The sequence below is a fragment of the Bacillus cereus group sp. MG20 genome (assembly GCF_040459885.1).
Taxonomy (GTDB): Bacteria; Bacillota; Bacilli; order Bacillales; family Bacillaceae_G; genus Bacillus_A; species Bacillus_A cereus.
On the sequence record NZ_JARVHF010000001.1, the window covers coordinates 2,119,123 to 2,142,656 of the forward strand.

The window sequence follows — 23,534 nt, forward strand, 5'->3', positions numbered from 1 at the left end:
TCTTTCAAAATATACACACAGCTTTGTAACAAGTCTCACATACTTTAAACGTATTTTCACTATAAACTGATTGTAGATAATGTAAAAAAGGAGTGAATATTTATTATGTCCGACGTTCTGTTACTGAGTCGTTTTCAATTTGCAATTACTATTTTTTATCACTTTTTATTTGTACCTTTGACAATCGGACTTGTCATTTTAGTAGCATGTATGGAAACTCAATACGCCCGCACATTGAATCCAACATACCGTAAAATGGCAAATTTCTGGGGTAAATTATTTACAATTAACTTCGTAATGGGGATTATAACTGGGATTACGATGGAATTCCAATTTGGAACGAACTGGTCTGAGTACTCCAAATATATGGGAGATATTTTCGGATCACCTCTCGCAATCGAAGCACTCGTTGCCTTCTTCTTAGAATCTACTTTCATGGGAATATGGTTATTCGGTAAAGACAAAATTTCACCAAAGTTCCGTGCCTTCTGTATGTGGATGGTTGCACTTGGAACAAACATTTCCGCACTTTGGATTATTACAGCAAACGGATTTATGCAAAACCCTGTTGGCTACGTAGTACGTAATGGCCGCGCTGAATTAAATGATTTCTGGGCACTCGTTACAAATCCATATGCTTGGAATATGTTCTTCCATACTGTCATTGGTTGTTATATCGTAGGTGCTTTCTTCGTTATGGCAATTAGTGCCTATCACTTATTACGTAAAAATGAAGTGGAATTCTTCAAAAAATCATTTAAGTTTGGTTTAATGTTAGGCTTATTCGCCGCAACAATTACACCGTTTATGGGACATCAATCTGGTGTATCAGCAGCTAAATATCAACCAGCAAAAGGAGCTGCGATGGAAGCAGTTTGGGAAACTGGAAAAGGACAAGGCTTCTCAATTGTTCAAATTCCTGATGTAAAAAATGAGAAAAACTTTGAATTCCTTACGATTCCAAAACTCGGAAGCTTCTTCTATACAAACTCATTTGATGGCGAAATTATTGGTTTAAAAGATATTCCGAAAGATGAACGTCCAAATGTTAACCTCGTGTATTATAGCTTCCGCTTAATGGTTGCACTTGGTATGTTCTTTATGGCATTAACTTGGTATGGCTTCTATTTAAACCGAAAAGGAAAACTAGAAAACTCAAAACGTTATTTAAAAATTACAATATGGTCTGTCTTACTTCCTTATATCGCGATTAACGCAGGATGGATTGTCGCTGAAGTAGGTCGCCAACCTTGGACAGTATATAAACTAATGCGTACAGCAGAATCTGTATCACCTATATCTGTCCCGCAAATTTGGTTCTCATTAATTAGTTTAATTTTGTTCTACACTTTACTTTTAATCGCAGACGTATACTTAATGCTGAAGTTCGCGAAAAAAGGACCTGCAGCATTAGAAGAACCTGCTACTGAGGGAGGCGTGGCCCATGTCTCATGATATGCTTGCAATCATCTGGTTCGGTTTATGGGGCGTGATTTGGACAGTTTACTTCATCCTTGACGGGTATGCACTTGGTAACGGAATGATCTTTCCTTTCGTTACGAAAGATCGACAAGAACGAAATCAATTACAAGAAGCAATTGGCCCATTCTGGGGCGGTAATGAAGTGTGGTTAATTACAGCTGGTGGCGCAACATTTGCTGCCTTCCCAGTCACATATGCAAATATGTTTAGTTATCTATATACACCGTTATTCTTAGTATTACTTGCACTATTTGCTCGTGCCGCTGGACTGGAATTCATGCATAAAGATGATTCACCAATTTGGCAAAAAACTTGTAAATGGGCATTTGCAATTGGCAGTTTCCTAATCGCCTTCTTATTCGGTGTTACATTCGCTAACTTGTATTACGGACTACAAATCGGAAAAAATGGCTATGAAGGAAATTTACTTAGCTTACTAAACCATTACGGTATTTTAGGAGGGTTGTTCTTCACTGCTATATTTGTCGTATCCGGTGCCCTTTGGGTCATGATTAAAACGACTGGTGAAGTATCCGACCGTGCTTATAAAATCGCAAGACCATTTTCAATGGCAGCAGCTATTATTTTAGCTATCTTCTATGTAGCAACTGCTAATCGGACAAACTTATTCCAAAACTTTACGGAATATCCGGTACTATTCATTCTTCCAGTACTTGCAATGCTAATGAGTGTACTCGCACTTATTATGGTGTACAAACATAAAATCGGCCTTGCATTCACATTCGTTTGCCTAACAATCGCAATGTTTATGACAACTGGCTTTGCAGGTATGTTCCCAAGAATGTTACCATCCCGTATTAACGATGCATACAGTACAACGTTATACAACGCAGCTGGTAGTCAATTAAACTTAAAAATTATGTTCTTCGTAGCAATGGTCATGGTACCAATCGTTATTGGATATCAGCTTTGGAGCTACAGTATTTTTAAAAATAAAATTCATAAAGACTCTGCTAAAGGATATCACTAAAATAAAAAAGACACTTCGTTTGAAGTGTCTTTTTTTGTACGTATGATTTTCGATAAGATGTTATATTTCTAATCTAACAACTACACTATAGAAGAATCATTAACAGCTCACAGCTAGATTGTATCATAGGGCAACTTCTTCATTTTATGCAATTTTACATACTGTACTATAAAGTAAACTGTATCCCCTGATCATTCGCATCATTATCCCATACATCAGCTGTACTAATCCCGCTAAACGTTTGTACTTTCATTCCTGTATTTGATGATCCCGATCCATTATAAGCCTTCGTCTTTTCAATCGGCTGTACGTTATATTTGTCACCTACATTAATTGTTCCATTGCAGTTTTCAATAATAACACCTTCCACAACTGCCGGCATTTTGTCACCCACTTTCATTTCTTTACTTTTATTTTATGAAAATCGCCTAGAAAAATAGCATGTTTCAATAAGAAAAAGCACTCAATTTGAGTGCTTTTTCTTTAAGCATAAAGACAAGTTTGGAGACAGTTGACTTCTTCCAAATTTTATTAGGGGTAATATTTTGAAAAAGAAAGCCTTTCATATGTAGGTTAACACCACTGGAATATATAGTAAATTGATAATATTTATACGGAAGATTGCTAATGTTTAGTATAGATAGTTTACACTATGCTAACAGTGAAAACTATCTATACTAATAAAAAAAAGGTGCCTTCAAAGAAGCCACCTTTCAAAAACAGACACTATAAAACAGAATTATTTATTGTTATACGATTGTTAGATACAAAAAGTAGAGGGAAATGTTTGTATGAAATTCTGCTTTATAAAGTCTGTCTACAACTTATATTGTAATCCTCTTCATTTGAAAAAAAATATAATATGCACAATTGCATACAAAAAGAAAAAGCACTCTACTGAGTGCCTTTTCAACCATTTTACTTTTAATATATCGCTTTGAATATATTGTAACATACGTATCTATATATTTTATTGAGAAAATTCAAAATCATTTTTCCTTTCATTTTTACTTATAAAATCATGTAATATAAAAGGTATGTCAAATTCTTATACAAATTGAGGTGTACTATATTTATGATGTATTTCGGAATTATTCCTCTTATACTATTTATTATTTTTCTTATTTCCTATTTAAAAGATCCACGAAAAATAATAAACGGCTTTTTATTTAATGCCTTTGTCTGTTTTTTCCTTCTTTTTTGTGTGATTATATCTGTGAATTCAAGTAGTGATGTCCTACGCTATATTATAATTTTACCTATTTTAGCACTTCTTATTATGCTTCCTTTCGGTATTATTGCTTTAATGTTTGGGCTATTTCTTAATGCTAGAATTTTAATGAAGCGAGAAGGAAGACGATTCACCAACTGTTTAACACTCCTTGCTGCTTTAGGGATGTTATTCTTTATGTTACTCCCTATTATAAATCCAGCAAGTTTGGTCTCATCGCATTTAGAGCCTATTTTTGCAGCTATTTCTCTTATAAGCTTCTATTTCTTTATACACTTATCTAACTTCTTAAGCGCATATTTTTTATACCAATTCAACAGACCAAGACGTAATCAAGATTTCATCATCGTTCTTGGTAGCGGCTTAATTAATGATAAAGTACCACCTTTACTTGCAAGCCGCATTAATAAAGCGATCGACTTCTATTGGAAACAAGCCGCTGTGAATACACCACCAACAATTATTTTTTCTGGTGGACAAGGTCCAGATGAAGGTCTTCCAGAAGCGGAAGCGATGCAAAGTTACGCTGTTGAAAAAGGAATTCCTCTTGAACATACAGTCCAGGAAAATCGCTCTGTAAACACATATCAAAATATGCTGTTCTCTAAAGAAATTATGGATTCTTTAAAACCAGAAGGTAAATATAAAAGTATTTTTACAACGAATAATTTCCACCTTTTCCGTGCTGGTATATATGCAAGACAAGCTGGTCTTAACAGCCAAGGTATTGGATCAAAAACTGCATTTTATTACTGGCCTAACGCAATGATCCGTGAATATGTTGCGATTGTCGTAATGGGACGTAAGCGCCATATGAAAATATGTGGAACTATTTTAGGCTTCGCTGTATTCGTATCAGTACTTAGTTTTATATTTTCTTAATAGCATCCCATCCTTTGAAAGGATGGGATTTCTTATACTTATTTCAAAAATATTTTAAAGATAATATGGTCATAATATTCCCTGCATACATCCATTAAAGGAGAAATTTTTCAAATTAAATGTTAAAATAAAATTTAGGTGTAAATTATGTAACAAACAAGAAACTAGTTTGAAACGAGGAAATTATATGGAGAAAAGTATCAAAAACAAGCCCAATAAGCTAAAAATTGCTTCGAAAGCTTTGATGATTATTATTGGGGCATTTATCACAGCGTACGGATTAGAAGCAGTATTAATTCCAAATAACGTATCAGATGGTGGTGTGACTGGTTTAAGTATCGTTAGTTCAAGATTATTTGGATTGCCATTAGGAGCTCTAATCGCAGTTATTAACATTCCTTTCGTTTGGTTAGGATATAAGCAAATCGGTAAAAGCTTTGCGATTTATTCCATTATCGGGATTGCTTCATTAGCAATAGGTACCGTTGTCATGCACGGAATACCAGCTATTATTGAAGGCGATACATTATTAGTTACAGTTGTTGGTGGTATTATTATCGGTTTTGGTATGGGACTAGCATTACGTAACGGTGGGGCATTAGATGGAATCGATATGCTTGCTGTATTGCTTTCTCGTAAGTTACCATTTGGAACGAGTGACCTTATTTTATTCTTAAACATGTTCGTATTTATTTTCGTATCAACGGTATTCGGTCTTCAAGGAGCTATCCTTTCGGCAATTGCTTACTTTATTGCTTCGAAAGTGATTCATATCGTTGAAGTTGGTTTAAGTGGTTCAAAAGCATTTAAAATTATCACAAAAGAGCCTGAATTAATGGTAGAAACAATTCGCGATCGTTTAGGCAGAAGTGCAACATATAACGAAGTATACGGTGGTTATTCAAGAGAGAAATTCAAAGAAATTTCTTGCGTAATTAACCGTTTAGAAGAAAGTAAAATGAAAGAACTTATTAATGAAATCGATCCTAATGCCTTTATTACCGTTTATGACGTAGCAGAAGTAAAAGGCGGTAATTTCAAGAAACGTGATATTCATTAATCATTATGAAAAAAGAGGGTGTGCTAACATTTTGGCACACCCTCTTCTTATTATTAAGTTGCTATCGTTGTCAGTTTTTTTCAGTAAGTAGATATATTTTTACTCGCCCCACCGACTCCCACGTTTAATCCACGCTACATACTTTTGAAAAGCCGTCACTTCATGTTGAAAACGCAGCGGGATATACAACAATAAAGTGCATGTACACAATATCCATAGAATACCTACTACAAAATGAAATTTCATTGTCGTGCTAATAAACAAGCTGAGGAATAATACAAGGAACATAATTACACTAAATCTTTTATACGTAGTCATACTATCCCCTCCTTATACTTCAATTGTACCAGTTATAAGGAATTAATTTCCACAAAAAGACCAAAAAGCAATTTACACTTTTCGGTCTCTACACTATCTTCTCTTCGTAATCTTTCCTGAACCACCGACCCTCGTTTTTGGAGGAGATGTATTTCTTGGCGGCGTTTTAATAGATGATTTCGGCTTCACATCTGATCCGCTTGAACCGCCTGGTGTTTTTGTAATTTTACCCTTGCTTCCAGTAGAAGGTGGGGGCGTCGTATTACTTCCTTTTTCAGTAATACTTCCCTTATCACCTACTGATGGTTTCGAATCTACATTATCGCCTCGCTTAATGATAGACCCTTTCCCTTCCTTCGTAATTGGAGGTGGGGTTTTCTTTTCTTCTTTCGTAGGTGGTCTCTCTGGAATGACTGGTTTATGATTTTGTCTGTCGTTATATCCTCGATAATCACCGTATGATGATTTTCGTGAACCGAATATATCGTTTAATATGCTACCCATAATATATCCTTGCAAGAAGGACGGTTGGTAGTTTTGACGGACAAATTCCTCATTACTTACTTCAATTAACGTATCGGTTGGTTTCTCTTTATCCTTTTGAAGGTTATACATTTTATCCGAATAAACGAGAAACATTTGATTTTCGTCTTCTTTAGATGCTTGTTTCGGTTTCCTTTCGGCTATAAGTTCCTTCGCGACTTCAGGAACTGACCGATTGGCGGCCCTATACACGTAAGATTCTTGTTTACCTTCCTTTGCGACAGACTCAAGCGGATAACGGTCTTGAATCGACTTTGTCTGCCCGCCTTGACAACCTGATAAGGCATAACCAGCAACAACAAGTAATATAACGATAGCAAGTATAGGGATCACAAACGATTTAATCATGGTAAACAATCGGTTTGACATGATTACGCCCCCTTACGTTGCTCTTATAATTTGTACATCAGCAGGAATGATTGCTTCTCCCTCATACATCATTGTGCGACCATTTTGCCATTCAATACGCAATAATTTTCGGTTATCTGATTGGAATTCCCATACGTACTGTTCCTCTGAAGCGGAGAATGGTGTTTTCCCCATCACAATAACACGTCCGTTATATTGTTCTTCCATATGATACTCAGTATCATCCATTTCAATTGTCGTCGGAATTTCCTCAATTGAATCTAAGCGACCATCAATTGGTGTATATAATTTGTAATACGTATTTTCACGATCTTCAATTTTTAAATAACGAATGTCTTTCCCGTCTTGCAGTGTTAAAACAATTTCCTTACGAGAATGCATACTCGTTTTCCCAATTAATTCGTACATGACTAATGAAACTTCAATCATATCACCAGGAGCTAACGTTAAAAGACTCTTTTCCGGCTTCGGTGGCTCTGGGCTTTTCATTATATTTTTAATTCGTTTAAATAAACTCATGATCTACCCCTCCTTTTCTCTTTATAAACAAGCACCTAAAATAAGTGCACCAACAATATGTAATGATCCAGCTAACATCGCATGTGCAACGCTGCCTTCTTTCGTACCTTCTTCTAAATCTAAGCCAGACATTTTCTTTAACACAAATTCGATAAACATTTCTACCACTAATAAAATAACGAAAGAAACTGCTGATGCAAGTAGCGCTTGCCATAAATCATTTGCTTTCGTTATCGATTGGGATAAAATGTACCCCTGTGCAAATAATTTCATAATAAAACGAGTTGTTACAGCTGTATTCCCATTTTTGATTTCTTTTAAATCATTGTATTTTGTAAAAATTGAATCAACCCACATAATTGCAAATAAAAGTACTGCACTCGCTCCAGTCCATACAAGCATGGCAACTACATTCATCCATGTCATTGCAAAACCTCCTCTAAAATATAATAGAAAACCGACATGAATATATTTAGACATGTCGGTTCATTTGTCTCTATTCTATATTATTTCTCATACTGCTTCATAATACGAGCTAATTCATCGTCAACAGCAGAATTTTTGTTTAAGCTTGCGAATTCATCATCTAATGACTTTTCTTTCTTATAAACTTCACCGCTTGCTTCCGCTTCAGCCTCTAATTGAAGAGCTTTCTCTTCCATACGGCTTAAACCAGCTTTTGCTGAATTTGAATCAAATCCAGACATCGCCTGATTAATATTTTTCTGTGCTTTCGCTGCATTTACACGTGCTACAAGTGTTTCACGTTTATTTTTCAGCTCATTTAATTGCTTGCGCATTTCTTCTAGCTTAAGGCGCAGATTATCAGCAGCAGCTTTGTTTTGCTCATAGCTTGCTTTATACTCATTCATCTTTTGCTCTGCGTTTTGTTTTTCTTCAAGAGCACGACGCGCAAGATCTAAGTTATTAGCTTGAACAGCCATATGAGCTTGCTCTTCACGTTTTTTCACAAGTGCTTCTTGCTCTTCAAATAATATTTTGAATTTCTTCTCAAGCGCGATTTGAGCCGCTACACTTTTCTCTGCTTCTTGTACATCCGCTTGCATATCACGTAAATATTGATCAGTCATCTTAACTGGATCTTCCGCTTTTTCAATTAACGAATACACATTTGACATTGTTAAATCTCTTAATCGTTTAAATACAGACATTTAAATTCCTCCTATGATATACCTCATATTTCAAATTCACTACTTGGAAAACTGAAAAATCTCCCTTTACAGTAAAGAATATTCATTTTACAGCCTATGTGTTTATTATAACAAAACTAATATGTCCTTACATGTTATTTCCAAAATACATCCATTATAATATGACATTCTATATACAATATTGTATTTCTAATATATTCTCATTATCCCTCTTTGAAATTAACTTACTTTTGCGCACTTTCACTAAATTACATAAGTGTAATGTTACTGTAAGCTAACTCGATAGTTGCATTCCGATATTTCTTATACACTAATACCAGAAGCAACAAACAAGCTTCTTCACATGTAAGCACTAATACAAAAATTGTATTTACTATAAAACATATAAAAGGAGAAATCATCATGAAAAAATTAGTAGGAATCGGATTAGCAGCAGCAATTTCATTTGGAGCATTATCAGGTTGTTCTTTATTAGGAGAGAAAGCGAACGGTTTTGTACTGTACGGCTCAGAAGAACAAGTTCAACAAATTACAGATAAAAACAAAAAAGAAGTGAAAGAAAAAGACTTCTATAAAATGAAAATGACAACATTAGATGGTAAAAAAGTTCTTGTAATGGATAAGAAAACTGGTGAAGAACTAGTGAAAAAAGAGTTACTTAGCAAAGTTGATGAAAAAGACAACACGAAACCACTTGATAAATTACCAGCTGTAACAACAGAACAAGGTGTATTATTCGCAAAAGAGAAAGTAGAAAATGCTACACTTGATGGAGCGAAATTAAAATATGAAGGCAACACAATTATCGGAAGTGGCCGTGCATATACAGATATGTATGCGATTGTTGATGACGCAACTTACAGCAATGTAAAAGGTGATGAAAAATCTGTAGGTGTATTAAAATTTGATAAAGACCCGAGTAAAGAATTCCCTGGTTACAAAGGCGTAGAAGCTTCTCAACTTGTAAAAATTAAAAAGTAAAAAGTAAAACAAAAAAGCTTTGCGAAATTCGCAAAGCTTTTTTCTATTTATTATGAGCAATTTGCTCCATATCCGGGCTACAAGTTTGCGACTGACATGACTTATTTAAAGAACATGCCGCGCATTTTCCTTTTTTACTTCTCTTTACAAAATTAACTAACGTATATGCTGCATAACCAAAAATGATAGCTCCAATTATAATATTGACCATCATCACAATACATCTCCTTCTAGAATCCGAGTAAGGATCCAACTTGGTATATAATGAGCGTTAATACATAAGCAACTACGAGTGGATAAACGACTGAAAAAATCGTCCATTTCGCTGATCCTGTTTCACGTTTAATAACAGCTACGGTCGCTAAACACGGAACATATAATAAAATAAAGAACATAAATGCATAAGCTGATAATGCTGTATAATGTGCTCCCATTACATTTCCAAGCACATCTTCTTTAACCGCATAAATAATTGCCATTGTAGAAACGACAACTTCTTTCGCTAAAAATCCTGTTAAAAGGGATGCCGCAGCTTGCCACGTTCCGAAGCCGAGCGGTGCAAATAATGGTGCGATAAATCCACCAATCATCGCTAAGTAGCTATCTCCCATATCAACGCCAAATCCTGATGGACCTGCATAGTTTAATAACCAAATAACAACCGAACCACCAAAGATGAATGTACCAGCTTTACGAACAAATCCCTTTCCTTTCTCCCACGTGCTCAGCCATAACGTTTTCGCTTGTGGCACACGATAAGGCGGTAATTCAATTACGAAAATAGATTTTTCTGCTTTCAAAATCGTAAGAGACATAATTTTTGTAACTAATAACGCAAGAACAATCCCTGCAACATATAAAGAAAATACAACAGTCGCCTGACTATTCGGGAAAAATACGCCCGCAAATAATGCATATACAGGTAATCGTGCTGAACAAGACATAAACGGTGTTACTAAAATTGTAAGTAAGCGCTCTTTCTCCTGTTCAATCGTTCTCGCTGCCATAATACCTGGAACGTTACATCCAAAACCAATAATCATCGGAATAAAAGCTTTACCGTTTAAGCCAAAGAACTCCATAATTCTATCCATAACAACTGCAATTCGCGCCATATATCCTGAGTCTTCTAATAATGAAATGAAAAAGAATAGTGCAAAGATTTGTGGTACGAATACTAATACAGCACCAACACCGGCAATAATACCTTCTGTAACGAGTGCTTGAATAAAATCAGAAGCTCCAATACTTGTAAGTCCAGCCGTCACCCAATCCGTAAGCTGACCACCAAAAAACTCATCTAACATATCCGATAAAGGTGTACCAATCCACGTAAACGTAACCTGAAAAATAAAAAACATAACTGCTAAAAAGATTGGAAGTCCTAAAATTTTATGTGTAATTAATCTATCAATTTTTTCTGAAAAAGGAATTTTTCCTTCTTTCTCATGCTTCATAACATTTGTTTTTAACTTTTCAATATACGCTTCACGAGTTTTGTAAATGTGCTCTTCTAACGTACAATCAAGTTTTCCTTCTAAGCGAGATCGAATGGCTATGAGTTCCTTATAAATTGGTAATGCTTTCATTTCTTTTTCTACTACTTCGTTATTGCTTAAAAATTGAAGTGCTAACCATCTCGGATGCTCATAATTCGCTGTCTCTAAAAGAGCAATTACTTCTCCAATTCCTTCATCCATTTGTACACCATATGAAATAAGGAATGGCTTTTTCTCCTTTTTGTCATTTTCTTTAAGAGTCGCAAGTAGTTCTTCACAACCTTTTCCACTTCTTGCAACGACAGGAACGACTGTTACACCTAATAGTTCTGATAATCGTTTTACATCAATGACAATTCCTCTTTGCTTCGCCACATCAACCATATTTAAACCAATTGAGACCGGCTTACCAAATTCAAGTAATTGCAACGTTAAATGCATATTTCTCTCAAACTGCGAGGAATCTACGATATTTAACATATGATTAAATTCTTCTGTTAATAGAAAGTTTGTTACAACACCTTCATCACGTGAAACTGGATTTAAATCATACACACCTGGTAAATCAATTAATGTTCCTTGTCTATCTTTTAATTTACCAACCTTTTTTTCTACTGTTACACCGCTCCAGTTTCCTACGTATTCATAAGAACCAGTAAGTGCATTAAATAATGATGTCTTCCCTGTATTCGGATTCCCTAGCAAAGCTACCTTATTCACGCTAATTCCACCTTTATCATTTTCGCGTCACAATGACGAATACTAATTAACTGTCCACGACACTCCAATGTACAAGGACCTTTGAACATCGCTTTCTGTTTCAAGCGAAGTTCGCTTCCTTCCGCAAGACCGAAAGCAGCTAGTCTACGCTTTAATAGCTGATCTAAAGACTGAATACTTTTTACTAACACTTTCTCTCCAATTTTAATATCTACTAAGCTCATAACCTTCCCCCTCAGAAGAGAATGATAATTATTTTCAAAAAAATTATACCACACCCAATTTCTCTTGTACTATACCCTTTTGCTTCATATTTATTAACATTTCGCTACAATTCTATTTCAATTATTGTCATACAGCATTTGTTTGCCATTCTCATCCATTTCGCTTACAATAAACAATAGCAAATAAAGAATCTCGTTATCACTGGGGGAGCCATGCCGCTGAGAGGGAACACTTCGTTCCGACCCTTCGAACCTGTTAGTTAATGCTAACGCAGGGATTGTGCAAACGTCCGAAATACATACCTCATTTTTATTTACGTATTTCGTATCCTCCTATGATATCTATTCTTTTTTGTACAACTTGGATTTAGGGGGAGACAACATGCGTAACACCAATTTACAAGCGATGATCGAATCTGCTATTCTTGCAGCCTTCGCCATGATTATCGATATTTTACCATTATCACTTAAACTTCCAACAGGCGGTTCTATCTCATTCGCTATGATTCCTATTTTTATTATCGCTTACCGCTGGGGTTTTAAAACGGCTTTCTTAGGAGGCTTAATTTGGGGTCTTTTACAAATTGTTGTAGGAGATGCTTACATTTTAACACCGGTGCAAGCATTCATTGAATACTTCATTGCCTTTGCTTTTATTGGATTTGCTGGATTATTCCATCGCCCAATTCAAAAAGCACTTTTAACTTCCAATGAAAATAGTGAAGAGCAATCAAGTTTAGGTAGTCGTAAAGAAAGACCTTCAGCAAAACAAAACCATGGTAAGAAAATCCTTGTTTATATTATCCTTGCTACATTTGTCGGTAGCTTTGCTCGCTACTTCTGTCACTTTATTGCCGGTATTATTTTCTGGGGACAATATGCACCGAAAGGTCAATCAGCTGTACTATATTCATTAATCGTAAATGGAAGTACAATGCTTGGTTCTTTTATTTTATGTACAGTTTTACTTATATTTTTATTCCTCACTTCACCACGCTTATTCAAAAGCATCAGTGCTTATCAAATGAATACACAAAAAAAGGGCGCTTAATGAGCGCTCTTTTTTCATATCGTAATATCAATTAAAAATACAATAAATGCGCAAAAGAAAATAAATACCATTATACTTAGCCAATTGCTATGCACGGTTCATCGACTCCTTACATAACCTCATATTCTAAACAAATTATACTGATTAAAAATAAAGATTAGGTAAAGATAATATGAAAATAATTTAAAAAAACGTAGATCATATTTTCTACGCTTTTTTCGGTAAATAGAAATAAAATAACACACCATCTTCTGTATTTCCTGCCCCATATTCAGTATCATGTAGTTCTAAAATATTCTTTGAAATGGCAAGCCCAAGCCCCGTCCCACCTTGTGAACGCTGACGAGCTGTATCCACTCGATAAAAACGATCCCAAATTTTATCTAATTGTTCTTCTTCAATGTGAGTACCTTTATTTTCAATGCACACTTTTATACGATCCTTCTCATCTATTGTAGAAATAATAATATCTTCTTTATTTGGTGTATAACGTATGGCATTCGTAATGAAATTCACGATGACTTGTTCAATCCGGCCTTGATTTGCAATCACTTCAAATGAACATATATTTTTATGAACACGAAGCTCTTTTTTCTCTATTTCCACAGATAGATGTTCACATATGTCTTCAATTACTGTATCAATATAAAACGAATCCTTTTTCATTTTATATGTACCAGATTCAAATTTAGCTAACTCAAGCATATCCAAAATTAACGTATCCATTTTGTCTACTTCTCTCTCCATCGCCTGAAAATAATAATCCTTTTTATGCTCAGCTACCCCGTCTTTTAAAATAGAAATACAGCTTTTCATAATACTTAGCGGTGTTTTTAATTCATGTGAAACACCAGAAATGAATTCTTTTCGCGTCTTTTCTAACTTTCTTTCCTTTTCAATATCTTCTTCTAACTGCCCAATATGCGAATGGAGTTTATTTGATAGCACATTAATATTTTTCGATAAATCTCCAATTTCATCTTTTGAAGTAATGGGTATTTTTTCTGTAAAATCTAATTGTGCTATTTTCTTCGTCGTATCATTTATTTTTAATAATGGTTTTGCAATTTGTTTTGAATAATAAAACGAAGCTAAAAAAATAAGAACGACTACAAATGCAATGATATAGATGTAATAATCTTGCACCATTTGTACAGCTTCATCTACGGGCTGTAAAGAAGCCATCGCATAAATATATGTTACTGATCCATCTTTTTCTTTTATTGGTTTCATTAATAATTTATATTTTATATCATTCTTTTCATAGTCCATTGTCTTTGTTGAATACTCTATTTGATTACTCTCTTTTAGTAATACATCCGTTTGAAATTCTTTTATACTATCCAAAAATAAAGTATTTTTATAAATTGGATTCACAGGACCTTTTACATCTGGAAACTGTACTTTTGTAACAAACCCACCTATGTAAGCATCTGGTTCTTGGGCAGCTTGCTCCTGAACAGCCGGCTTCTTTTCCTTACTTACTTGTTCCTCAGCTGCTTTCTTTTTCTCCTCATCTAATTTACTCATTTTCTCCTTAAATGCTTTTTCTAACGGTTTATTAGATCCACTTAAATTCTGCTTAGATAACGAGAAAGAGAATGGAATAAAACTATCTCCTTTTTTCACTCCAGAAAAATAAATTCCTTGGCCTAGAAACTGATCTGATGATTTATTATCAATCTCTTCTATATTGACGAGATTGTATAAAGGAATTTTGAATATTTGTTGTCCAAAGCTCTTTTGTTGCCTACGATCTATCGTTACTTCAAAATAAAAATCATCTGCATGTTTTAAATTCCCGTTCTTATCTAATGTCGTAATCCACGTATTATTTTCTCTTAAAAAGTCTTGCTCAAGTTTCTGAATTCCTTCTACGTTTCCTGTGTAGTTTAAATAATTCTTCTCAAAGGAATTTAAATTTACTTTAATATCTTCCACTTTTCGATTCGCATAATATTGTTTAAAAAATATCGTTTGTCCAATAAATATCGTCGCTAAAATCAACATACATAATGCTGTTGTAAGAGTAAATAATTTTAGTACAATTCCTTTTCTCATATATTCCCCTCAAATTTATAACCAGTTCGTACTACAGTTGTAATGTACTTTGCTTTCTCTCCTAATTTATTTCTTAAATTACGAATATGACTATTAACCGTTCGATCATCGCCAGCAAATTCATATCCCCAAATTCTTGAAATGAGTTGTTCTCGCGTTAAAACGATTCCTTGATTTTTCATGAAATACGCTAATATTTCAAATTCTGTATGTGTTAAATTAATATCAGTTCGATTTACCGTAACAGTGCGCGACGGAAAATGAACGTGAATATCGTGGATTGATAATGTATCATCTTCATTCTCTAAAAGTTGCTTTGTCACTTTTCTGCTTTCTAACAACCTTTTCGCTCTTGCTAATAAAATTGGCGGACTATACGGCTTCGTCACATAGTCATTTGCCCCAAGTTCAAAACCAAGTAACGTATCGTCTTCATCTACGCGCGCCGTCAGCATAATAATAGGCACCTCAGACGTCTTCCTAATTCTTCGGCAAACAGACCATCCATCGAGTTCTGGCAACATAATATCTAAAATAACTAAATCAACCTCTTCTTCTTCAAATACAACTAAAGCCTCTTTCCCGTCCCTCGCTTCAAACACTACATATTGTTCACTTAAAAAATAATCTTTTAATATTTCACGTAATATGTCTTCATCTTCAACAATTAAAATGTTTTTTGACATAACTGATATATCCCCCTCCTGCTTTCAAAAACTATAATTTCATTTTGAATAACTGCCAGTTAACTTCGCCTCGATAATATATCTATCTGGTGCATCCCCTATATAATCAAATGGGTAACAAGTTGTCAGTGTTAATATCGGTTCTTCTTTTTTTATAATAACAGTACGATCATCCGCATGAGTAATCCATGTCTTTTGAATTTCATATGTGTACGTTTTATTATCATACTCTAAAACAAGGGTATCCTTTTCTTTCAACTCCCCTAAATCTGTAAATACAGTATCTCGATGTCCACTCAGTACAGTATGTCCCCCTCCAGATGGTGTTGTCGTTAAATTACTAACGAACATACCCACTCCTTTTTTCAAAGTCGTATCATCCGCTCCCCAATATATAGAAAACTTTTTCTTTATTTTTGGTATGTTTAACATCGCTACCTTTTCTCCTTCTTTATGTTCTGTTTGAGAAGAAGGCACTTGAGAAGTTACAGGTGTTTCACGAGAAAGTTGAGTATATTGTATATTTTTAAGACTCTTTATTTCTTCTGCAGTTAATTGCCCGGCAGAGCTTCTTCCTTTATACCATTCCACAGCATAATAGGATCCCATGAATAGCCCTATAGCCATCAATATGATACCGATATAATTGAGTAACTTCATTCTTCATTCCTCCATGCCAAAAATGGTAGGAGTAACCTACCATTTTTAATATATGAAATTATCCTATTCTTTATAGGAAAATATTTTATTTACGCTTTAATCTTATTGCGACGATTCAAACCAAATAATGTACCTACCGCTACAAGACATGCACTTAATCCCATCATTGCTACATTATTTGATGCTGTATTTGGTAATTTTTCACCTTGTACAACTGGCTTTGCTACTTCTTTTTTAGCTACTTCATTCTTTTGCTCGGCTTTTATCGCTGCTTCTTTTTTGGCCATATCGTTTTTTAACTGTTCTTGCGCTATTCTCTTTTTCTCTTCTTCACTTTTTTTCTCAGCTTTTATTGCTTCTTCTTTTTTAGCCATATCATTTTTTTCTTGTACTTGTGCCGCTTGCTTTTTCTCTACTTCACTTTTTTGCTGTTCCTTAATAGCTTCTTCTTTTTTAGCTTTATCTTGTTGCACTTGTGCTTCTTCCTTTGTTACTGTTCCAGTATCTGCACTCGCTACTGAAGAATATCCTACTGCTAAAAGTGCCATTGCACAAATTGGTAATAGTCTCTTTTTCATTTTCATTCTCTCCTTATATTTTATTCACATCAACTCGCATCGGATGTATTACTAGAATAAGCAAGAGATATAAATATAAGATGCAGATGAAATATATTTCATTTAAAGATTTCATTGTAGAAAAAGAAAAAAACATCGCAATATGTACGATGTTTTTTCGGGTGTGTGTCTCAATTATTTACATGTTACTTTCGCGTGATTTGGAAGTAGAACGGGCCGGAGCGATAACTAATTGTCTCGGCTCAGTTTTCTTGAAGTGATTTTTGACGTTACACTTACGACGTTGAACAACCCACGCTTTAATAGGGTTTGTTAAAATAATCTTTTGCTCTTCGTTAGGGGTCTCTTCTTCAAACCTACAACTATCGCTCCATTTATTCCATTTCATTGTAAATTTAGAAGAAGAATGATCATCTTCACGATCAAACAAGTGCAAAAAATCCATTTTTCCATCTAGCATTACGGTGTTACTAGTCGCTAGAAAAGAAAAGGTCGTCCAACGTTTCTCCATGCCCTCCTACTCCTTTTTCACATATAGAGTGCCTAAAACTTAATTTACCTAAAATATGCTTGCCTTTTACCTTACACCCATAGTTTATCCAAAATGCTATTATGCAACTATCGATTTGCCTTACAACTACCTTACATTTTTGTAAGAAACAAAAAAACCTTCACTCTATATAATGAAGGTTTCTTACTTTTTATCTATATGATCTCTCATATCATCAAGTCCAGCTTCTTTTAGCTGCGACATCATACCGTGCGAAATTGCTCCTAACACTAAAGTCATTCCAATTAATGAAATACGAATCGCAGGTACATCAATTACGTAAGCCAACAGGCCAAGAACAATTGTTAAAAGTAATGCTTTTATAAATGTTACACTTGTGTACTGTTTCTTCTTCATCATATTCACCCTTTATGGAAGCGTTTTCTTAATACACTTAGTATATCATATCATCAGATGATTTTGGCGTTATCTTTGTAAAAAATTACTATCTCCTTTGACTTTTTCTATTCTATCCTTTACAGTCGAAATGTTCGCAAGTTTTACACTGTAGGAGGATTACAATGAATATTAAAATAAAAGACACTTTAATTTCTGAAGAACAATTACAAGCAAAAGTTAAAGAATTAGCACTTCAAATCGAACGTGATTTTGAAGGAGAAGAAATCGTAGTTATCGCAGTATTAAAAGGTTCATTCGTATTTGCTGCTGATTTAATTCGTCACATCAAAAATGATGTAACAATTGACTTTATTTCTGCATCTAGCTACGGAAATCAAACAGAAACAACAGGAAAAGTGAAACTACTAAAAGATATCGACGTAAACATTACTGGGAAAAACGTAATTGTTGTAGAAGATATTATCGATTCTGGTTTAACACTTCATTTTCTAAAAGACCACTTCTTTATGCATAAACCAAAGGCACTTAAGTTCTGTACGCTACTTGATAAACCAGAACGCCGTAAAGTGGACTTAAAAGCTGAATATGTTGGCTTCCAAATTCCAGACGAATTTATCGTTGGCTACGGTATCGACTGTGCTGAGAAATATCGTAACTTACCATTTATCGCTTCAGTTGTAACGGAGTAATCGTATAACTTAAAAAATTGATAGTACATAAAATGTATATCGGCGATTTTTTAAATATATCGACTTACCGACAATAACTGACAATGTTAGCATCCAATTAATAGGGAGAAGCTGTTCTAAAATACATGGGAACAGCTCCTTTCTTTCCATTACAAACTACAGGGAGAGATGAAATATGACAAAGACAAAATTTGAAAAAGTACTCCTCATCGTAAATCCGAAAGCTGGTCAAGGTGACTTACATACAAATTTAACAAAAATCGTACCACCTCTTGCCGCAGCTTTTCCTGATCTACATATCCTTCATACGAAAAAACAAGGTGATGCAACAAAATATTGCCAAGAGTTTGCTAGTAAAGTAGATTTAATTATCGTCTTTGGTGGTGATGGAACAGTATTTGAATGCACAAATGGCTTAGCACCTCTCGAAACTAGACCTACACTTGCAATCATTCCAGGTGGAACTTGCAATGACTTCTCTCGCACACTTGGTGTTCCGCAAAACATTGCAGAAGCAGCAAAACTTATCACAAAGGAACACGTAAAACCAGTTGACGTTGCAAAAGCAAATGAACAACATTTCTTAAACTTCTGGGGCATTGGACTCGTATCTGAAGTATCAAACAATATCGATGCAGAAGAAAAAGCAAAGCTTGGTAAAATCGGTTACTATTTAAGCACAATTCGAACTGTAAAAAATGCTGAAACATTCCCGGTAAAAATTACTTATGACGGACAAGTATATGAAGACGAAGCTGTCCTTGTCATGGTTGGAAATGGTGAATATCTTGGTGGTATTCCATCCTTTATTCCGAACGTAAAATGTGATGATGGAACACTTGATATTTTCGTAGTCAAATCAACAGGTATTCAAGCATTTAAAGATTACATCGGAAAGAAACTATTTGAAGACTCAAATGAAAATGACATCTTCCACGTAAAAGCGAAATCCATTCATATTGAAACGAAAGAAGAAAAAGAAGTAGATACAGATGGAGAAAGCTCGCTTCATACACCTTGTCACATTGAATTATTACCAGGACACTTTACGATGATTTATAATCCTGCGGTTGTATAATCAACACTTTATTATACTTTAATAATTACTAAACTTCGTATTTTTGCGAAAAATGCAGTATAATTAATAAGTAAAAGGTTGTTAACAAAAAACGTTAACAGCCTTTTTATTTTTTAAAAAAACTTTTCACTTTAGAGGAGCGATCACATGTATTGGAGAAAAAATGATAAGCCTGTAGAAGATCCCGAAGCAATAGCTGTATGGGAATGCACGGCAGAAGACTGCCTTGGATGGATGCGTAAAAATTTTTCATTAGAAGAAGAACCAAAATGTCCATTATGCAAAAATGATATGAATAGTAGCGAGCGTTTATTACAAAAGCTCTAATTCCTACTTTTCTCCACTTTAATTATTAAAATAAAGGATTATCTTTCTCCTTATCTACAAGATGTATTTCCTATATGTGAATCGAAAGAAAATAGATAATAGCGTAGAACATTGAAACAGAAAAGAGATGGTTTTGCCATCTCTTTTCTGTTTCAAATTACCCTTATCAAACCCTAGTTATGCACACCTAATTTTAACTAATAAAAACGAAAGACCTTATTACCATTTTTATTTACTAACAATCCTAAAATAAGAACGAACCGTCAACAAATAATAACCAATATAAATAACACTATACACACCGATGCTAATTAGTAACGGAACTGCAATTTCATACGGAAGTACTGTCGCTAATCCTGTTAGCGCGAATAAAGTGTGTAATATACCAACTACTAAAGGAATGAAGAAGATAAATCTCATTTGTTTTGCGATCGCTTTTTTCATTTCTTTTTTCGTGACACCTAGTTTTCGAAGAACGCTGTAACGCTCACGATCTGCATGTGCTTCTGTTAATTGTTTGAAATAAATAATAGACCCTGTTGCAAGCAAAAATACAAGCCCTAAGAACATACCACTAAACATCATTAAACCTGACATTTCAATACCATCACGGAAAATAGTATAGAAATCACTGAATTGTTCTTTGCCTTCTGCATCTTCTTCCGGTATTAATTTCTTTAGTTTTTCTGTTAATACTTTACTATTTCTTTCATCTTTCACATCAATATTTTTCACAGTATGAGCTCCAATTGTCTTCTTCGCTTGCTCATATGCTTCATCCGGAACGACAACTAGAAGTTCATATAAGTTTGTAATGTTTTTTGCTTGGACATCTTTCACTTTTACTGGTGCTACTTCTCCAATTGGGAATGTAGCTTTTCGATTTTTATATACGCCACTATCTCTCTTACCTTTACTGTACATGCCATCAAATGCATACAATTCGTTCTTCTTTAAATCTAAAGTTTCTTCATTTAAATATTTTGCGATTGTATTAAATGATGATTGTGCGATAAGTTCTGTTGTTCTTGATTGTAATGAAGTACCATCACCGTATTCTCCTACTACTTTTACCGTCTCTAATTCATATTGATGAATGACTTCATTCTGTCCTTCTTTTAAAATCTCATTTACTTTACTATCTAATTCCATATCTTTCTTTTCATAAGAATAACTAACTGGATGATATTTCTTCGCCTGCATATATGTGTTGTAATACATCGTAACAGACGTTCCAACTGCCGTTAACGTTACTGCGCTTAATACTGCAATTGTTGCTAGCGATTTTGCATTTCCTTTAATGCGGTATAGTAACTGAGATGTCGTAACCATTTTCATTCCGTTATAGAATGAAGATTTTTTATTTCGCACTCTCTTTAATACAAAAACAGTAAAGAACATAAATAATAAATACGTTCCAAGTACTGTCGCTACTACAATGTAAAGTGCAAGTGGCATAAAGTTATCGCTGCCTGCATTTTTAATAGCCGTTACTGACAAGAAATAACCCGAGCCAATTAATAATAAAGAAATGATAGCCATTATTTTTGAACCCTTCGGCATTACTTCGCCTTCGTTATCTGCACGGAATAGCTCGATTAACTTAAATTGATAAATAACGCGGTATCCTTTAAATGATGTATATAAAATAATGAAACAAAAAATAACTGCTGTATCTATAATCGCTCCAATTGGCACTTCAAAATGAACATTTACATGTAGCTCTAACATATTTAAAAGTAGCTTTAGGAATCCTTTTGAAAGTAAACTACCAATTACAATTCCGATTACTAACGATATTAAACCCATTAACATATTTTCATAAAAAAGCATCTTACCTATTTCTTTTTTTCGAATACCAAGTAAAGAATAAAGACCTATTTCTTTCTTACGCTTTCGTGTAAAGAAACCATTCGAATATATAATAAATATCGCAACGAAAATAATAAGCATTACACTCGCAAGCTGGAATCCTCGTCCAATGTTATCTCCAGCTTCACTTATTTGTGAATTGTATTGCAACGCCTTAAACGTAAAATAAATAACGATGCTAAAAATCATGGAAGCAAAGTATATAAAATAATCTTTAAAATTCCGTTTTATATTCCGAAGCGCGATGCTAGATAAGCTCATTTGTAGCACCTCCAGAGATTGAAGACATCATATCAATAATTTGTTGGAAGAACTGTTTACGTGTCATCTCTTTGCGATATAATTCTTTATACAACTTTCCGTCTTTAATAAATACAACTCGTTTACAATAACTTGCTGCAAATGCATCATGCGTTACCATTAAAATCGTTACACGATCTTTTTCATTTAATGTCTTCATACTTTCTAATAAATCTGTCGCTGACTTCGAATCAAGCGCACCCGTTGGCTCATCTCCAAAAATCATACTTGGATTTGTTACAATCGCTCTTGATGCTGCACATCGTTGTTTTTGCCCACCTGACGCTTCATACGGATATTGATTTAAAATATGACTTATTCCAAATTTCTTCGCAATCTCCTCAACGCGAGCTTCTACTTCTTTCGCCTTCACTTTTGATAAAGCGAGCGGCAAAGCGATATTTTCTCGTACTGTTAACGTATCTAATAAGTTATAATCTTGAAAAATAAACCCTAAATGATTACGTCGGAATAACGCCAATTCATCATCATTCATCTTCACAATATCTTTTCCATCAATTAAAATCTCACCCTTCGAAGCTGTATCAATAGTAGAAAGGACATTCAAAAGTGTCGTCTTACCAGAACCAGACGGCCCCATAATGCCAACAAACTCTCCCTCCTTCACCTGTAAATGAATATCCTTCAACGCTTCAAACTTATTACCGCCCGTATCATATATTTTCGAAATCCCTTTCGCCTCTAACATTGTTTTCATCTATCTGTACCTCCTGCTATTATTCTTGATGTTCTCTTTAAGCAACAGAATTCAGTATAGATACATTTTCTTAACAAATAGTAACGGGGTTTCTTAATATTTTCTTAAAAAGAAATGCAATAATCATAAAAAAGCCTGCAGCTGTTACACTGCAGGCTTTCAAATGTTTAATAAATTGATTAAGCTAAATACGCTTGTTGTAACGCCTCTAAACCATCTTTATAAATTCCATGGAATAGATTAATTGCCTCTTCATCAGTAACCTCTACAGGAGTGAAGCTACCAGACCATTCAACTAATGATGTGTTAACACCTTTACCTTCTTTAACACGGATTGTAGATAAATAATTAGTTACAGGAAATGGTGCTTGCATAATTGAATATGTGTAGTAACGTTCTTTCTCATTAAATGCTTCTAAACGCTCTACAATCGCATCGCCATCAGGATTAGCTAAATGACGTACACGTCCGCCTTCAGTTACTTTACTGCTAGGGATATATGGTAACCAGTCTGGAAGTGCATCAAAGCCTCCAATTAATTGCCATACTTGTTCAGGTGAAGCTGGAATTTCAATAGATGTAATAGTGTTTGCCATGTTAATTACTCTCCTTT

Annotated in this window: 27 protein-coding genes and 1 riboswitch; of the genes, 9 read left to right on the top strand and 18 right to left on the bottom strand. The window is 34.5% G+C overall.

Translation table 11 applies throughout. From position 1 onward, the window contains the following. Window positions 1-105: 105 nt before the first annotated feature. A complete protein-coding gene (gene cydA / locus QCI81_RS10905) occupies window positions 106-1,455 on the top strand; it encodes a cytochrome ubiquinol oxidase subunit I (protein WP_053563495.1) in 1,350 nt (449 codons plus the stop codon). Further along, window positions 1,445-2,473, top strand: a complete 1,029-nt coding sequence (cydB, locus tag QCI81_RS10910) for a cytochrome d ubiquinol oxidase subunit II (RefSeq protein WP_000017662.1) — start codon at window positions 1,445-1,447, stop codon at window positions 2,471-2,473. Before cydA ends, cydB begins: the two co-directional genes overlap by 11 nt. A gap of 166 nt (window positions 2,474-2,639) precedes the next feature. On the opposite strand, the gene QCI81_RS10915 is transcribed toward cydB, so the two are convergent. Then, window positions 2,640-2,873: a spore germination protein gene (locus tag QCI81_RS10915; protein WP_002001299.1), complete on the bottom strand. Its 234-nt coding sequence runs from the start codon at window positions 2,871-2,873 to the stop codon at window positions 2,640-2,642. A 675-nt stretch (window positions 2,874-3,548) separates the two neighbouring features. Between QCI81_RS10915 and QCI81_RS10920 the strand changes: the two genes are divergently transcribed. Both QCI81_RS10920 and QCI81_RS10925 read left to right on the top strand, forming a co-directional pair. After that, complete coding sequence (locus tag QCI81_RS10920; protein ID WP_023523233.1) at window positions 3,549-4,586, top strand: YdcF family protein; 1,038 nt, start codon at window positions 3,549-3,551, stop codon at window positions 4,584-4,586. A gap of 187 nt (window positions 4,587-4,773) precedes the next feature. Continuing rightward, on the top strand, window positions 4,774-5,646 hold the full coding sequence (locus QCI81_RS10925) for a YitT family protein (RefSeq protein ID WP_023523234.1): 873 nt from the start codon (window positions 4,774-4,776) through the stop codon (window positions 5,644-5,646). A 99-nt stretch (window positions 5,647-5,745) separates the two neighbouring features. On the opposite strand, the gene QCI81_RS10930 is transcribed toward QCI81_RS10925, so the two are convergent. The 5 genes from QCI81_RS10930 to QCI81_RS10950 all read right to left on the bottom strand — a co-directional run bounded on the left by QCI81_RS10930 (window position 5,746) and on the right by QCI81_RS10950 (window position 8,567). After that, complete coding sequence (locus QCI81_RS10930; RefSeq protein WP_016123492.1) at window positions 5,746-5,964, bottom strand: hypothetical protein; 219 nt, start codon at window positions 5,962-5,964, stop codon at window positions 5,746-5,748. Between the two features lie 93 nt (window positions 5,965-6,057). Continuing rightward, the gene (locus QCI81_RS10935) at window positions 6,058-6,876 is read right to left on the bottom strand and encodes a DUF4247 domain-containing protein (RefSeq protein WP_065485463.1); all 819 of its coding nucleotides are present in this window, start codon (window positions 6,874-6,876) and stop codon (window positions 6,058-6,060) included. A 12-nt stretch (window positions 6,877-6,888) separates the two neighbouring features. Next, the gene (locus QCI81_RS10940; protein WP_353810731.1) at window positions 6,889-7,395 is read right to left on the bottom strand and encodes a DUF4178 domain-containing protein; all 507 of its coding nucleotides are present in this window, start codon (window positions 7,393-7,395) and stop codon (window positions 6,889-6,891) included. Window positions 7,396-7,416: 21 nt separating this feature from the next. After that, entirely contained in the window at window positions 7,417-7,821 is a 405-nt protein-coding gene (locus QCI81_RS10945; protein ID WP_000220087.1) for a DUF350 domain-containing protein, read from the bottom strand. A gap of 80 nt (window positions 7,822-7,901) precedes the next feature. Then, entirely contained in the window at window positions 7,902-8,567 is a 666-nt protein-coding gene (locus tag QCI81_RS10950; protein WP_000110280.1) for a PspA/IM30 family protein, read from the bottom strand. A 402-nt stretch (window positions 8,568-8,969) separates the two neighbouring features. On the opposite strand from QCI81_RS10950, the gene QCI81_RS10955 reads away from it, so the two are divergent. Then, entirely contained in the window at window positions 8,970-9,548 is a 579-nt protein-coding gene (locus QCI81_RS10955; protein WP_048565089.1) for a lipoprotein BA_5634 family protein, read from the top strand. Between the two features lie 43 nt (window positions 9,549-9,591). Here QCI81_RS10955 and QCI81_RS10960 read toward each other — a convergent pair whose 3' ends face one another. Genes QCI81_RS10960 through QCI81_RS10970 form a run of 3 tightly spaced genes read right to left on the bottom strand, consistent with a single transcriptional unit; the run spans window position 9,592 to window position 11,991 of the window. Continuing rightward, the gene (locus QCI81_RS10960) at window positions 9,592-9,762 is read right to left on the bottom strand and encodes a FeoB-associated Cys-rich membrane protein (protein WP_000989598.1); all 171 of its coding nucleotides are present in this window, start codon (window positions 9,760-9,762) and stop codon (window positions 9,592-9,594) included. Between the two features lie 16 nt (window positions 9,763-9,778). After that, the gene (gene feoB, locus QCI81_RS10965; RefSeq protein WP_053563489.1) at window positions 9,779-11,767 is read right to left on the bottom strand and encodes a ferrous iron transport protein B; all 1,989 of its coding nucleotides are present in this window, start codon (window positions 11,765-11,767) and stop codon (window positions 9,779-9,781) included. Beyond that, entirely contained in the window at window positions 11,764-11,991 is a 228-nt protein-coding gene (locus QCI81_RS10970; RefSeq protein ID WP_000060512.1) for a FeoA family protein, read from the bottom strand. The genes feoB and QCI81_RS10970 overlap by 4 nt, the downstream gene beginning before the upstream one ends. 194 nt (window positions 11,992-12,185) lie before the next feature. After that, a riboswitch (TPP riboswitch) is annotated at window positions 12,186-12,287 on the top strand. 86 nt (window positions 12,288-12,373) lie between these two features. Between QCI81_RS10970 and thiT the strand changes: the two genes are divergently transcribed. Then, a complete protein-coding gene (thiT, locus tag QCI81_RS10975; RefSeq protein ID WP_065485465.1) occupies window positions 12,374-13,042 on the top strand; it encodes an energy-coupled thiamine transporter ThiT in 669 nt (222 codons plus the stop codon). Window positions 13,043-13,249: 207 nt separating this feature from the next. Here the strand turns inward: thiT and QCI81_RS10980 are convergent, their stop codons facing one another. From QCI81_RS10980 to QCI81_RS11005, 6 genes are all read right to left on the bottom strand, one after another. Further along, entirely contained in the window at window positions 13,250-15,103 is a 1,854-nt protein-coding gene (locus QCI81_RS10980) for a sensor histidine kinase (protein WP_065485466.1), read from the bottom strand. Beyond that, window positions 15,100-15,789, bottom strand: coding sequence for a response regulator transcription factor (locus QCI81_RS10985; RefSeq protein ID WP_000041862.1), 690 nt, complete (start codon window positions 15,787-15,789; stop codon window positions 15,100-15,102). The genes QCI81_RS10980 and QCI81_RS10985 overlap by 4 nt, the downstream gene beginning before the upstream one ends. Before the next feature lie 39 nt (window positions 15,790-15,828). Further along, window positions 15,829-16,449 carry a class D sortase gene (locus QCI81_RS10990; RefSeq protein WP_000771598.1) on the bottom strand — a complete coding sequence of 207 codons (621 nt, stop codon included), beginning with the start codon at window positions 16,447-16,449 and terminating at the stop codon, window positions 15,829-15,831. Window positions 16,450-16,538: 89 nt separating this feature from the next. Next, window positions 16,539-17,027 carry an LPXTG cell wall anchor domain-containing protein gene (locus tag QCI81_RS10995; RefSeq protein WP_000746704.1) on the bottom strand — a complete coding sequence of 163 codons (489 nt, stop codon included), beginning with the start codon at window positions 17,025-17,027 and terminating at the stop codon, window positions 16,539-16,541. A gap of 178 nt (window positions 17,028-17,205) precedes the next feature. Beyond that, window positions 17,206-17,538: a hypothetical protein gene (locus QCI81_RS11000; protein ID WP_071731798.1), complete on the bottom strand. Its 333-nt coding sequence runs from the start codon at window positions 17,536-17,538 to the stop codon at window positions 17,206-17,208. 183 nt (window positions 17,539-17,721) lie between these two features. Further along, window positions 17,722-17,937 carry a hypothetical protein gene (locus tag QCI81_RS11005; RefSeq protein ID WP_002001286.1) on the bottom strand — a complete coding sequence of 72 codons (216 nt, stop codon included), beginning with the start codon at window positions 17,935-17,937 and terminating at the stop codon, window positions 17,722-17,724. A gap of 161 nt (window positions 17,938-18,098) precedes the next feature. Here QCI81_RS11005 and hpt point away from each other — a divergent pair, with 161 nt between their 5' ends. From hpt to QCI81_RS11020, 3 genes are all read left to right on the top strand, one after another. After that, window positions 18,099-18,626: a hypoxanthine phosphoribosyltransferase gene (gene hpt, locus QCI81_RS11010; RefSeq protein WP_065485468.1), complete on the top strand. Its 528-nt coding sequence runs from the start codon at window positions 18,099-18,101 to the stop codon at window positions 18,624-18,626. A 175-nt stretch (window positions 18,627-18,801) separates the two neighbouring features. Beyond that, on the top strand, window positions 18,802-19,704 hold the full coding sequence (locus tag QCI81_RS11015) for a diacylglycerol/lipid kinase family protein (protein ID WP_000167902.1): 903 nt from the start codon (window positions 18,802-18,804) through the stop codon (window positions 19,702-19,704). A 147-nt stretch (window positions 19,705-19,851) separates the two neighbouring features. After that, window positions 19,852-20,031 carry a cold-inducible protein YdjO-related protein gene (locus tag QCI81_RS11020; RefSeq protein WP_000289925.1) on the top strand — a complete coding sequence of 60 codons (180 nt, stop codon included), beginning with the start codon at window positions 19,852-19,854 and terminating at the stop codon, window positions 20,029-20,031. A gap of 228 nt (window positions 20,032-20,259) precedes the next feature. Here QCI81_RS11020 and QCI81_RS11025 read toward each other — a convergent pair whose 3' ends face one another. From QCI81_RS11025 to QCI81_RS11035, 3 genes are all read right to left on the bottom strand, one after another. After that, window positions 20,260-22,164: an ABC transporter permease gene (locus QCI81_RS11025; protein ID WP_353810732.1), complete on the bottom strand. Its 1,905-nt coding sequence runs from the start codon at window positions 22,162-22,164 to the stop codon at window positions 20,260-20,262. Then, window positions 22,151-22,921 carry an ABC transporter ATP-binding protein gene (locus tag QCI81_RS11030; protein WP_071731796.1) on the bottom strand — a complete coding sequence of 257 codons (771 nt, stop codon included), beginning with the start codon at window positions 22,919-22,921 and terminating at the stop codon, window positions 22,151-22,153. The genes QCI81_RS11025 and QCI81_RS11030 overlap by 14 nt, the downstream gene beginning before the upstream one ends. A gap of 179 nt (window positions 22,922-23,100) precedes the next feature. After that, the gene (locus QCI81_RS11035) at window positions 23,101-23,517 is read right to left on the bottom strand and encodes an SRPBCC family protein (protein ID WP_065485475.1); all 417 of its coding nucleotides are present in this window, start codon (window positions 23,515-23,517) and stop codon (window positions 23,101-23,103) included. Window positions 23,518-23,534 lie beyond the last annotated feature (17 nt).

What these genes read in the sequence shown, in the direction of transcription:
- cydA (WP_053563495.1), top strand. Translation starts at nt 106, where the DNA reads ATGTCCGACGTTCTGTTACTGAGTCGTTTTCAATTTGCAATTACTATT.
- cydB (WP_000017662.1), top strand. Translation starts at nt 1,445, where the DNA reads ATGTCTCATGATATGCTTGCAATCATCTGGTTCGGTTTATGGGGCGTG.
- QCI81_RS10915 (WP_002001299.1), bottom strand. Translation starts at nt 2,873, where the DNA reads ATGAAAGTGGGTGACAAAATGCCGGCAGTTGTGGAAGGTGTTATTATT.
- QCI81_RS10920 (WP_023523233.1), top strand. Translation starts at nt 3,549, where the DNA reads ATGATGTATTTCGGAATTATTCCTCTTATACTATTTATTATTTTTCTT.
- QCI81_RS10925 (WP_023523234.1), top strand. Translation starts at nt 4,774, where the DNA reads ATGGAGAAAAGTATCAAAAACAAGCCCAATAAGCTAAAAATTGCTTCG.
- QCI81_RS10930 (WP_016123492.1), bottom strand. Translation starts at nt 5,964, where the DNA reads ATGACTACGTATAAAAGATTTAGTGTAATTATGTTCCTTGTATTATTC.
- QCI81_RS10935 (WP_065485463.1), bottom strand. Translation starts at nt 6,876, where the DNA reads ATGTCAAACCGATTGTTTACCATGATTAAATCGTTTGTGATCCCTATA.
- QCI81_RS10940 (WP_353810731.1), bottom strand. Translation starts at nt 7,395, where the DNA reads ATGAGTTTATTTAAACGAATTAAAAATATAATGAAAAGCCCAGAGCCA.
- QCI81_RS10945 (WP_000220087.1), bottom strand. Translation starts at nt 7,821, where the DNA reads ATGACATGGATGAATGTAGTTGCCATGCTTGTATGGACTGGAGCGAGT.
- QCI81_RS10950 (WP_000110280.1), bottom strand. Translation starts at nt 8,567, where the DNA reads ATGTCTGTATTTAAACGATTAAGAGATTTAACAATGTCAAATGTGTAT.
- QCI81_RS10955 (WP_048565089.1), top strand. Translation starts at nt 8,970, where the DNA reads ATGAAAAAATTAGTAGGAATCGGATTAGCAGCAGCAATTTCATTTGGA.
- QCI81_RS10960 (WP_000989598.1), bottom strand. Translation starts at nt 9,762, where the DNA reads ATGATGGTCAATATTATAATTGGAGCTATCATTTTTGGTTATGCAGCA.
- QCI81_RS10970 (WP_000060512.1), bottom strand. Translation starts at nt 11,991, where the DNA reads ATGAGCTTAGTAGATATTAAAATTGGAGAGAAAGTGTTAGTAAAAAGT.
- thiT (WP_065485465.1), top strand. Translation starts at nt 12,374, where the DNA reads ATGCGTAACACCAATTTACAAGCGATGATCGAATCTGCTATTCTTGCA.
- QCI81_RS10980 (WP_065485466.1), bottom strand. Translation starts at nt 15,103, where the DNA reads ATGAGAAAAGGAATTGTACTAAAATTATTTACTCTTACAACAGCATTA.
- QCI81_RS10985 (WP_000041862.1), bottom strand. Translation starts at nt 15,789, where the DNA reads ATGTCAAAAAACATTTTAATTGTTGAAGATGAAGACATATTACGTGAA.
- QCI81_RS10990 (WP_000771598.1), bottom strand. Translation starts at nt 16,449, where the DNA reads ATGAAGTTACTCAATTATATCGGTATCATATTGATGGCTATAGGGCTA.
- QCI81_RS10995 (WP_000746704.1), bottom strand. Translation starts at nt 17,027, where the DNA reads ATGAAAAAGAGACTATTACCAATTTGTGCAATGGCACTTTTAGCAGTA.
- QCI81_RS11000 (WP_071731798.1), bottom strand. Translation starts at nt 17,538, where the DNA reads ATGGAGAAACGTTGGACGACCTTTTCTTTTCTAGCGACTAGTAACACC.
- QCI81_RS11005 (WP_002001286.1), bottom strand. Translation starts at nt 17,937, where the DNA reads ATGATGAAGAAGAAACAGTACACAAGTGTAACATTTATAAAAGCATTA.
- hpt (WP_065485468.1), top strand. Translation starts at nt 18,099, where the DNA reads ATGAATATTAAAATAAAAGACACTTTAATTTCTGAAGAACAATTACAA.
- QCI81_RS11015 (WP_000167902.1), top strand. Translation starts at nt 18,802, where the DNA reads ATGACAAAGACAAAATTTGAAAAAGTACTCCTCATCGTAAATCCGAAA.
- QCI81_RS11020 (WP_000289925.1), top strand. Translation starts at nt 19,852, where the DNA reads ATGTATTGGAGAAAAAATGATAAGCCTGTAGAAGATCCCGAAGCAATA.
- QCI81_RS11025 (WP_353810732.1), bottom strand. Translation starts at nt 22,164, where the DNA reads ATGAGCTTATCTAGCATCGCGCTTCGGAATATAAAACGGAATTTTAAA.
- QCI81_RS11030 (WP_071731796.1), bottom strand. Translation starts at nt 22,921, where the DNA reads ATGAAAACAATGTTAGAGGCGAAAGGGATTTCGAAAATATATGATACG.
- QCI81_RS11035 (WP_065485475.1), bottom strand. Translation starts at nt 23,517, where the DNA reads ATGGCAAACACTATTACATCTATTGAAATTCCAGCTTCACCTGAACAA.